Genomic DNA, 12,219 nt, shown 5'->3' on the forward strand with positions numbered 1-12,219 from the left:
GCCGCCCGCCTTCAGCTCGTCGTAATAAGCCTGACGGGTGAAAATGCCACGCTCCACGGGCTGGAGACGGTTGAAATAGTCGATCGCCTCCTGCGGGCTGCCGGTTTCATAACCGTAGCGGTCGGCCAGCCATTTGATCAGTTCGGCCTCGTAGGTGTGGGCGACCTTTCCTTCATTTTCCGGGTGAACCAGCGGATATTCCGGGTTCGCGCGGTTCGCGGGATTCAGATAGAGGCTGGCGAAGGCGTCGTAGCTCGGCCCGCCGGCGCCGACGCCGGTGAGAACCGTGATCGCCGCTCCGCCCATCCGCGTTTCCGGGTTCAGGTCGAACAGCGGCCCGACGCTGGTGAAGCGGCCCCTGTCGCCCTGATAGACGTGACGGCCGGCTTCCACGATCATGTTGCCCGGCCCCGCCACATACATGTTGGCGTAGATGATGTCGCGGCCGGCGGAGATATAGGTGATGTCGCGCGGGTCGTTGTGGACGACCAGGCCGGCCACATGGAACGGGCCGCCGGGGATATAGTAGGTGCTGCGGCAGATTTCCGGGCCAGTGGGTCCGCAACCGACCGACGGGATCGTGCCAAGATGCACGATATCCCGACCGGCGCGGATCCGGGCGGAGCCCGAGCTCATGTAATAGGGCTCCTGCTGGTTCCAGCCGATCATCCCGAAGGCGAAATCGCTGATGTCGCCACCCGTCGCATAGAAGAGCGCCGGATCCTTGAGGCCGGTGAACAGGCGGCCGCGGTTGCTGTCGGTCTGGAACGCGAGGTTGCTGCCGATAGCGATCGTGTTGCCCGAAAGGGCGGGCGCATTCGGGCTGCCGACGCTGGTGCGCGCGTACACGCCCCTCCAAGCCGGGCGATAGAGGTTCGGCATCAGTTCGGGGCTGTTGGACATCCCCGACATGGCGATCGGCATCACCGAGGGGAAGGTTCCCCAGCCATCCTGGAACAGCAGGCTGTTGCCCATGATCGAGCCGCCGGCCAGGAACTCCACCCGGCCTTCGGGCGACGCCTGAAGCTCCAGCGCCGGGATGCCGTTGCGGCAATCGTTTCCACAGATCGGCGCCGACCAGTGGATGTTGCCGCCCGGGGCGGTGACCGTCAGCGTCGGCGGATACCAGAAACGGTTGTCCCGAAGCGCGGCATTGCCGGTTCCCATCGAGACGGGGGAGACGTCCCCGCCGGCCGAGAAGAGATGGATGGCCGTGTCGTCGCGCCAGGAGGTGAAGGAACTGCGCAGCAGCCCGCCGTCGAACCGCGTCGTGGACGCGGGGTGATCCACCGTCTCCATGCGGCAGTCGCCTTCCGTCGAGCAGGCCCCCGACAGCAGATAGTCCTCGGGCACCGGGCTTCCGGCCGGCTCCCACCAGCTGTTGTTTTCCAGCCAGTAATAGGTGGTCGTCGTCCTCGCCGGACGGACTTCCAGATAGGAGACCCCGGTAGCGTCCAGTTCCTGGATCGAAGTCGGGTCTCCCACGCCGGCGATGTTCAGCACGCCGCGGGTGTTGATCCGCACCCGGCTGTCGCCCGGCACGAGGGTGATGCCGCCCAGACGGCTGTTGCGGATGATGTTGATGCCGGACAGAACGCGCGGCTCCGTCTGCGTGCTGTAGAAGCTGTAGCGGTGGCCCCGGCCGATCTCGCGCGCGGAAATGTCGATGTCGCCGCGCAGGTTGGTGAAGCTGCCGCCCATGTCGCTCTGGTCTTCGACCGTGGGCGACATCGGGTTCAGGCTGCCGCCGATGCGGACCTGCATCTCGCCGCCGCCCGTCAGCTCCACTTCGCCGCCGGTCACGAAGCCGGCCACCCGGTCCACCCTGGTCACGCGGCCGGTGCTGGCAACGGCGAGGTTGATCCCCTCGCTGCTGACGGTGCCGCGCGTGCGGTTGGACGAGGTGTCCCCGGGCGCCATCCCGAAATCGCTCTGCATGCCGGCATTGCCGCCGGCGATGACGGTGAGGTTGCCGCCGCCGAGCGTGCCGATGCCCATGAAGCCGGTCAGAAGCGGCGCATTCTGGCCATAGAAGGCTGTCATGCTGTCGGCGTGCGCGGCGTTCGGCGCATAGGTGCCGAAGTTGATCCACCAGGCGGTCGGGATATCGGCGCCCAGATTGGGCTGGCTTCCTTCCGCATTGCCATAGGCGCCCTGCCGCCACAGCCAGTTGGTGACGTTGGCGCTGCCGACCCTGAGATAGCTGATATTCTGCCCCGTCATGAAGCCGCTGAGGTCTCCCTGCACCGAAAGCAGCATATTGCCGCCATGGTCCGGATACCAGGCGCGGTACTCGCGCACGGAATCGGCGTAGCCGTCGAACTTCTCGCCGATCCAAGGGTTCGCCAGATTCTCCGCTCCGGCAAGGGTCATCCGGGGCTGGGCATAGGCATTATGGCCATCTGGCGTGGTGGTGCCGATATCCGCCGTCTGGGTGCCTGCGGTGTAGACGCCGAACAGCGAATATTGCCGATAGGATCCGCCCGCCAGCAGATCCAGCGAGCCCGTTCCCGTGCGCAGCACGCTGAACTGCTGCACCGACCGCATGCGCGTCAGCCAGTTGCCCGAGAAGCCATCCGCCGCCGTCACATAGGGATTGAGATAGTGGCGGTCGGACAAAGTGATGTCGCCCGACTGGCCGGCGAGCGCCAGTTCGCCGCCCGCGCGCACGGCGCGGCTGTCGGCCGAGGCGAGGTCGGCGCCGGCGGTGAAGCGCATGGACCAGCTTTGCGAGCCCGCCGCCAGCATCGGCGCCGCGCCCCACATCCGCCCCTGGGTTCCATCCGCCTGCGTCGGGCGCATCTGCTCCATCACCCCGCCGACCGGCTGCAGATTGACCCCGGCCGGGATCACCGTGCCGGCGGCGACCGTGATGTTGCGGTTCAGGTTGATTGCCGCGGTGTTGAACAGATTGAGCGGCGTGCCGGCTGGCACCATCGTGGCGCGGATGGAGAGATTGCCCGGGTTGGTGGCGTTCAGAGCCGGGATCCTGGTGCCGGCGCCGAAATAATGGCCGGTCGCCAACGAGACGAACACCGTTTCGCCAGCGGCGAAGCGCGGGGCCTCATTGGCCTCGAAAGCCATCTTGCTGGCCCAGATCGGCGCCGTCGTCGTCCAGCCGACCGCGATGGCGCCGATCGCTCCGTTGGATTCGAAGCCGAAGGGAAGCACCATGTTGCGGCGCACCTGCGTTCCCTGGCGGACTTCGATGCCGAAGCCCAGCACCGCCGTCGAGTTGACGCCTCCGGGGAAGGTGGTGACGCCCGCGAGCGACGGGTCGCCCAGCAGCTGGTAGCTCGACTGCAGGGTCACCGCCTGGGTCATCAAACCGAACAGGCCGTCCAGCGCGATGATGCTGTCGCGCGGGATGAGGTCGCCCGCCTGAAGCTGCGTCGGCGCGGAAAGCGTCAGGTTGGCGGGAAGCGTCTTGCCCTTCGGCCAGGTCATGGCCTGCAGGCTGGCGTTGACCGGCAGCACCGTGCCGGCGCCGAGAATGGTGTCCGCCGGAAGCTGGGTGCCCATCGGCAGGATGCTGCCGCTGGCGAAGGTCGTGCCGTCCGGAAGCTGGATGGCGGCGGTCGCCGTCCACTCCCGCGGCAGCACGATCGCCTGCGACAGGCGCGTCTCCGCCTCGATCTGCGTGCCGGAGTTGACGGTGAACCCGTTCACGGGAAGGTCGTAGCCCAGATTGGAGCCGACCGGCAGCCGCGCACCCGCGCCGAGGCGCGTGGCGACCGGCACCTTATAGTCCTGGATCCAGCCGTCGTTGACCCCTTGCGCGCCCGGATAGAGCACCCAGCCATTGTCGTCCGGCGTGCGGGCGGGAACGCCGAAGCCGTCGGTGATGGAGCCGTGGATGTCGAGGTCGTCGGCCGCGCGGATCAGCAGCACGCCCGCCTCGCCCGAGCCATATTGCGGCGACAGATGATCGGCGTAGCCGGCGCCGCGCACTATGTTCGGGTTCAGGCTGGCATAGCGGTAACCCGCCATGTTGAGGTCGCCGGACACGCGCAGGCTGCCGCTCGCCGCGCTCGCCAGTTCGACGCCGGGGCGGAAGTGGAAGGCGCCGGCATTGGCGCCGCCGCGCAGGCCGTCCATGCGGGCCAGCAGCGCCTGGTTGGCGATGGCGGCGTTGATGTAGGCGTCGCTTTCCAGATGGATATCGTCGAGCACGGCCTGCGTGATCGTGCCATCGGCGGGCACATAGGTTTCGAAGGCGTTGACGGCGATGCTGCTGGCGCCGTTGATCGTCAACTGGCCGCCGGCGTCTATCGCCGCGTCGTTGGCGCCGAGGCGGGCGACGTTCAGCTCGATGTGGCCGCGCTTCACGCCGTCGGGCGAAGCGAGGTCCAGCGTGGCGCCATTCTGGAGGGTGAGGGTGCCGTCGGCGCTGGTCAGTTCGATGATGGCACGGTTGGAGGCTTCGATCGGCTTGCCATAGCCGTCCACCTGCAGCGCGGTGCCGCTGGCATCCAGTTCGGCCGTTCCGGCGACGAGGAGATTGTCGCGGGCGGAAAGGCGGATGCTGCCGGGCTTTGCGCCGCTGGCGTCGATCCGGCCGTTCACCGTCAGGCTGCCGCCATCGGCGACGATGCCGACATGGCGCGCCTTCACTTCATCGCCGATCGTCAGGTCGCCCTGCTTCACGAGGATGCTGCGCGTCTCGGTCATGTCGCTTTCGTTCAGCAGCCGGTTGACCGCCGCGAAGTCCGCCAGCGTTCCGGCCCTGAGGTCGAGGCTGCCGTTGCGATGATCGGCGCTGGGCGCATTCCCGCCGTTGCGGGCCTTGCCCTTCAGGCTGACCCCGTCGAGCCGCACCGTGCCGTCGAGCGCCGTCAGCTTCAGGAGGCCGGCATGGTTATGGTCGGCGCTGAGGTCCACCAACGCGCCCGAGCGCGTGCCGATGGAGCCGGTGACCGATTCGATCTCCACGTCTCCGCCCCAGCTGTAGCGCGTCTCGTCGAAGAAGTCCGTCGCGCGGCCGGCCATGTCGAGCCAGGCGTTGCCGCCCAGCGTCACGTCGCCGTCCATGGCCTTCAGAAGCAGCCGGCCGCTGGGCAGCGCCACCTGCGTGTCGACCAGCAGGGACTGGCCGGCGAGGTGGATTTCGCCGCCCAGTTCCGCCCCGGCCGCCTGTGCCGGGCGCTGATAGCCTTCGGGCGCGACCAGCCGCATCTCGCCACCGGACTTCAGGCGCACGTTGGAGCCGCCGGCCGCCGTCAGCAGCGGCGTGACGAGGTTCACATGGCCGCCGGTTCCCGGCTGGCCGAAGGCGGCCTGGGATTGCCAGATGGAAATGCTGGACCGCTGGTTCATCTCGATTCGGTCGGACGCCTGGAAGTTCACCGTGGCGAAGCCCAGAGCCAGCCGATCGAGCTCCAGCTCGCTCGGCAGGGCGATGCCGTCCTGATAGCCGAAGACGATCCGCTCGGCGACGAAGTTGAGCGTGCCGCTGCCGGTGCCGGGGCCGTTGGCGATCACCCCGCCCGGAGGCGCCACGACCAGCGGCGCGTTGAAGGCGGTGCCCGATTTCGTCAGCATGCCGTTCCACACCAGCGTTCCGCTGCGGACGGTGGCGACATCGCCCGCCGAGCCATGGCCATAGAGCGCTGGCGTGTTCAGGATGAACTGCAGCTTGCTCTGGCTGCCGGCATCGAGGTTGACGGAGCCGTAGAAATTGACCGACTGGCTGGCGCTGAGCGTCAGCCGCTCCAGCGCCGGAGCGCCCGTGGAGCTGTCCCCTTTCATCAGCCGGTCGAGCACGCTTTGCGTCAGCGCGATGCCCTCCGGCAGGATGCCCGCGGCCGCCGCTTCGGTCAGGGATTCATTGGAACCGACGTTCGCATAGCCGGTGGAGAAGCCGAGGTAGCGTGCGCCATAGTTGACGTCTTCGCCGAGAACCACCGGCCCGTTGGTGACGAAGGCCAGCGTGCCCTCGGAGTAGAGCGAGGCGCCATTGTCGATCCGGATCTGCCCGCTGTTGCTGCTGCTCGAGGCGGCGGACAGTTCGACGAGGCCATTCGACAACAGCATGAACGCGGCACGGGAATTGGTGATGTTGTAGCCCATGTTGGTGTCGAAGGTGGGAGAGCCCCTGCCCAGCGTCGACAGGGTCGCGCCGGACTCGACCGTCACGCTGGAGGTGCCTTCGGTGATGAGGAATATCTGCGCCGCCGAAAGCCTGGCCCCCTCTTTCACCGTCAGGGTCTTGAAGCTGTTGAAGGAGAGGCTGGCGACGTTCGGCTGCGCGCCGACGCTGGCGCCGCCCGGCACGATGGAGATGCTGGGGACGATGCCCCCCGAAAGCATCACCCGGCCGCCGATCGTCAGCATGTTGGCGCCCACCGCGCTCAATTGCGAAGCGTAGAGGGAGACGTGGCCCGGAGTGGCCGTCGCGCCGTCCGCAAGGATCTCGAGCTCCATGCTGTCGGCATTGTCATAATTGCCGGGCACCACGGCCATGGAGCCGCCCAGACGGCCCTTTTCGGCCGTGAACAGGCCGGTGCCTTCGAAGACGAAGGAGGTTTTCCCCGATTCCGGATCCGGCTTCGCGAACGCCAGGAGGAATTCCTTCCCGTCGCCCGGCAGCAGGGGCAAGGGATGCCCGAACACCGACGTGTTCGGCCGGCTGATCAGGAAATTCTCGAAGGTCATCTTGTCATACTGCGAATGCAGGTCGACGGACTTCGAAGGCGTGAGGATCACCTTGTAGGGGGAGGCCGACTGGCCCTCGATATGGGCGATGCTGGTATGGGCGTTGAGCGCGAACGACCCATCCGGCAGCCTGGTGACATTGTTCACGCCCGGTGGGGAGATCTTGCCCATCTCCACCCGATAGGCGCCTTCCAGCGTGGCGAACTCGGCTGGCAGCAGCATGTAGGCGCCGGCCTTCAGGCCCTCCACGCCCTCGGGGATGACGATCTGCTGCCCGAACACCGGCTGGCTGTGCCCGTCGATCGCAGCCGGCGCAGCCGAATGCTGATAGGCCGGCACGATGGCGTAGACCTTGCTGTCGGGATCGCTGAAGCTGCGGTAGCCGGGGTTCACATTGCCCAGCGCCGTCTGCAGGATGTCGACCGAGCCGCCGCGGCCGGGAATGAAGCCCGCGCCCGTCGGCGTGCCGCCCCCGGACAGGTCGACGACGGAGCCCTTCTCCGCCTTGAAGTCGCCGATCACGACCAGACCCTGCTGGTTGCCGGTGGTCGCCACTTCCTCGCCGTTGCGATACCAGGTGAGGCCGTCCGTCGTGCCGCCGAACGGGATGTTCAGCCCCTTGGCGCTGACCGAGGTGAGGCTGTTCGGAAGCAGGTTGATCTGCGTGCTGGTGATGTTGTTGCCGTTCGGCCACCAGCTTGCGCCTTCCGGCAGTTGGTCGAGCCCCGGATAATAGCTGTTGCCGCCCAGGCCCATGATGATCTGGCCGAGCGGGGCGACGAGATTGCCGCCCTGGTTGATGATGTCCGCCCCGACCCACAGCGTGCCGTAAAGCGACAGCGGCGCAGCCGGCGTCACCCCTTCCAGCTTGTGGAAGTTGATGCTGCTTCCGGGAACGATGGTGCTGACCAACAACGTGCTGTTGGGCATCCGATAATTATAGACACCGGCGAGGATGCTGGCCCGCGCGTTGGTCACCGGATAGATTTGCGCCGCCGTCAGATCGATGCTGCTCTGCGCGTAGACCGTTCCGCCGGTCAGCCGGATGTCGCTCTTGCTGACGATGTCGATCAGCCCGGGCGAGCGATAGTCATATTCGAGCTGCCCGTCCGCCCACAGGCCGATGGAGCCGCTGGCGCCGAAGCCGATACCGGCCATGTCGACGAGGCCGCCGACGATCCGGATCGTGCCCTTGCCCGGTTCCGGCAACGTGCCTCCCCCGGCAAGACCCTTGTTCTGGTAAGTGATGTCGTTGCCCCACATCAGCCCGCCGCCGGCGAAATTCACATAGGCGGCCTCCAGATGCACGTCGGCGTCCGGATCGAGGTTGGCGACCGTCCCGAACAGCGTCAGGTTGCGGCGGAGGTTGATGTTGGTGTCGCCGTCGAACAGGATGACATCGTCCGTCCGCAGGTTCAGGCTTTCGAAGCCGCCCGCCTTCAGTTTGTCCATGCCGATGCGCGCATTGCCGACGACATCGGGGCGGCCTTCGTTGGTGGCTTCGGCCTCGGCCATGGTCTGCCCCGGAGCCCAGCAGCCGGCGATGCAATCGCCATAACGCAGCGAGGCCGACAGCAGCGATTGGTGCTCCTGCTCCAGGATCATGCTGCGCAGGCGGCGCATGAATTCCGGTACGGCGCGCGGAGGATTGCCGGTGGCGGCGGGATCGAACAGGATGGGCGTGGAAAGCTGCACGGCCAGTTCGCCGCCGAACGCGCCCTCGCCGCCGGCGGTCGCGCGGATATCCCCGTCCAGGAAGATGCCATATTGCGAATCGAAGGCGATGCGGCCGCCGTCCGTGGCGATCAGCTGGCTCTCGCTCCGCCTTGGCAGGCTGGAGGAAAGATAGTCCACCTCGGCCGACGCCCCGGAGGCATCCAGCAGCGCATTTTCGCGCACCACCACATAGGCCGCCGTAAGCTCCCTCGGCTCGTCCAGGCCGCGCGGCTGCTGCCGCACGCCGCCCACATGGATACGGCCGCCCGCCGAGACATGGGCGTAGCGCAGGCCCTGGTTGTCGACCGCCTGGACCGCCCGGCCGGACACGTCGATGACGCTCCCGGATTCCAGCCAGATCGCGCGGGTGGAGTCGTAGAGGATCGGCGTGCTGGTCGTCTCCAGGCGGTTCATGTTCTCGGCCGGGCCGGCCTCGAGGTTCACCGAGCCGCCGCGCGCCTCGATCCGGCCTTCGATCAGCATGCGGTCCGCCGCCGTCACATGGATGGAGCGGCCGTCGTCGACCCGGAGCAGCGTGTCGGCGCCCAGTTCGAACTGTCCGATCGACAGAGCCCCGCGAATGACGGCCTGGCCCGGATAGGGGCTGGGGCGGCTCTGGTCGCCGAGGCCGCTGGCGATCAGCCGCAGATCGGCGCCCTTGCGCTGGACGAAGCGGCCGTTGACGGCGTCTTCCTGGAACATCGGCGCGGTCCAGAGCGACATGGCGTCTTCCGGACGGGCGCCGGATTGAACCGCGAAGCTGTCGGCCGTCACGCGGCGGGTGGGAGCGAACACCTCGATCGCCTTGCCGCCGCCGACGATCATGTCGCCGCCTGCCCGCACATGATAGGCGCCGAAGCCCTTCTGGAAGAAGTCCGCTTGCAGATGCAGAGGCTTCGCCACCCGTGCGTCGACCCCGAGCGATTGCCCCTTCCTGATGGTGAACCCGGCGGCGATCGTCACCTCGCTGTCCAGCACGCCGGCCGGAATGGTCTGGGTGATGGCCGTCGCCAGCGAAATGCCGGGCCTGCCGTCGAAGTTCTGGAACACGCCCTCGGGCACCTTGAAGCCGACCGGAAGCGTGCCGTTGCTGACGCCGGTGCCGAAGGAGCGAAGCTGCGTTCCAGCCGGAACGAGGCGGCCGGCCGTATAGGTCGTATTGGTGGAGGTGGTGGTGGAGCGGACCGTCATGCCCGCCGGGACGATCCAGTCCTTGAGCACGGTCACGAACTGGGTGTTGTTCAGCCGAGGCATGGCGCTCACGCCAAGCGTGGTGCCTTCGTTCAGGAAATCCAGGGTCACCGACAAGTCGAAACCGAGAACCGAGCCGGCCGGAAGCAGCAGATCCTCCGTCACCTGCAGGTCTGCCGGGGATTCCTCACCGGCGGCCAGAACATCGCCTCCGTCCAGCAATTCTTCGCCGATGGAGATGACGCGGCTGCCCGACACCAGCATCAACCGGCCGCCGCTGTTGTCGCCCGAGCCATAGGCGCGGATTTCCCCGCCCAGCACCAGATCGTTCATGTTGGAGCGCGGCAGGCTTCCCGTCGCCAGCACCACATTCCCGCCAGATGCACCGATCACCTTGTTGGTTTCGGTGATGGCGCCGCCGGCCGACACGTCGATCAGGCTGCCTCCGCCAAGGCGCAGCGAGCCCTGCGCGCTGTCGATATAGATGTTCCCGCCGGCCAGATGCGCCAGGTCCCGACGGTCACCGCCGGTCGCCAGATTGACCCACAGGCCACTGGCGTCCAGCTTCACGCCATCCGCCACATTCACATCGGTGACGAAGGCTTCGCAGCCCGAGATGCAGTTGGAAAGCAGGCCCTGCAGCATGATGGTTCCGCTGCGCGCGCTGATATTGCCCCCTACGTTGATCTTGTCGCCGCGCAGCAGCACATTGCCACCATTGTTGACCGCAAGGTCGCCTTCGAGCTTCACGCCCATGCCGCTGACGCGCACTTCACCGAAGCCCGCCTTGTTGATCGCATCGAGCGACAGCCCGACTTCGCCCGCCATCCCCTCGGGCAGAACCGAATCCGCCGTGAGGCCGGCGGTGATATCCGTGCCTTCGCTGATCGTGACATTGTGAAAGAAGCTGCGCTCCTGCCCCTGATTCGCGCCCGGCGCGACATGCAGCCTGTTCCCGACGTTCAGCGTCGCGGCCAGCGGCGCCACATTCTGCGGCAGCTTGTAGCCGTCCGTCCGTTGCCAGAGCTTGTGGGGAAGATTGCCGCTTTCGAGGACATCGACCGGCACGTCAGGGCGCGCAACCGTCTGATGCTCGCCGGTGACGACTCCGGCGAGGACTGTGCCTTCCATCACCATCGTCGGCACCGAGAGGGAGAGCGTGCCGGCGTCGCGTCCGACCGTGTAGCCCTCATGGTAGCGGCTGGAGGTCACCCGGCTGAACGGAGTCACGAAGTATTCGGTGTAGCGCTCGCCCCAGCGTTCGTGGCGGCGCATGAAGTTGGCGCCGATCGCCACCAGCTTCACATTGGCCGGCGCCTGACCGGCGCTGTAGAGCTTGCCGTCCGAGCCGAGATACATGGTCGACTTCAGGAAGCCGGAAGCATAGTCGAGGCTGCCGCCGGACAGGTCGAGGATCGCCCCTTTCTGGACGATCAGCTCCCCTACGTCGGTGAAGGTCGTGCCCTGGTTCGTCCAGCCCGTGCCGCTGGCGAAGGCGATGCTTCCGGCCGTGGCCGTCCATTCGCCGATCTTGTGCGGGACGTTGCCGAGATGCCCGGAGACCTCGATCAGGCCGCCCGGCGTGTAGTAGCGGTCGCCGTCGTGGCCGCCGGTGCCGCTGGGCAGCAGCTCCAGATCGCGGATATCGATCCAGATATCCCGGCTCTTCAGCACTTCGATGTCGCGGTTCACGCCGCTGTCACGGAAATCATAGGGCTGGATGAGGCTGACCAGGAGGCTGTTGGACTCCATGTCCATGGCGACGCCCTGCACGCCGGAGACGTCGAGCACGGCGCCGTCCGCGACGAACGTGCGCTTGCGGGCCATGACGCTGATCTGCCCGCCCTGGGCCATGGTGAGCGAGCCGCCCTCGAACAGGGCCGTGCCGGCGGTCATGATCTCGACCCGCGACTGGTCCAGCCGGTCTGGCTGGCGGTAATCGAAATTGCCTTCTTTCTGGTTATTGAGACCGAGGTTCAAACCGCCCGTGGCCGGCGTGAGCAGCGCGTTTCGCTGGGCGTCTGTTGCGGTTTCGTCGCTGTCCAGTTCGGGAAGGATGAGGGTCAGGCTGTTCTTGGTCAGCGTGACGCTGGTGCTGTCCTTTTTGGTGTCGGCCACATTGGTGAGCAGATGGATGGTGCCGCGGGTGTGGACACTGGTGGTGGAGACCAGCACGCCGTCCTGCACCACATGCTCGCCGACGAGGGTGATGTCCCCCTGCTTCGCCTCGATCACACCGCTGTTGATGACGAGACCGGCTTCACTGTCCTCCGACACCTGGACGGCGACTTCATTGCCGCGCGTGGTCGAACGCTGGTTCTGTTCCGTGCCATAGCCGGCCTGGACGAAGAAATCCTGCCCGGCCGCCAGCACGGTCTGCCCGCGTTCGGTCACGATCTTGCCGGCATTTTCCACCTCGCTGCCGAACAGCATCACGAACCCGCCCGATTCCACCACCGAGGTGGGCTTGTTCGTCTGGATGAGGGCACCGGCTTCCACCTTCACCTTGCCCTCGGCGCCGGTCCAGGTGGGTGTCAGGATGGGATCGCCCCAGCCTTGGGGGTTGTCCATCATGCGCAGATTGATTCCGAAATCTCGGAACTGTTCGTTTGTGATATTAGCGGTTGCTGCGATGAGGTTTCTTGTGTTGACGGTTGA

The 12,219-nt window shown here is 66.6% G+C and carries 1 protein-coding gene; it reads right to left on the reverse strand.

Features of this window, described 5'->3' with window-relative positions; genetic code table 11:
- Nucleotides 1-12,135: hypothetical protein (locus L6Q21_RS16475; RefSeq protein ID WP_237831844.1), on the reverse strand; the 12,135-nt coding region annotated here is incomplete at its 3' end.
- Nucleotides 12,136-12,219 lie beyond the last annotated feature (84 nt).

The organism is Sandaracinobacteroides sayramensis (assembly GCF_022014495.1).
GTDB classification, from domain to species: Bacteria; Pseudomonadota; Alphaproteobacteria; order Sphingomonadales; family Sphingomonadaceae; genus Sandaracinobacteroides; species Sandaracinobacteroides sayramense.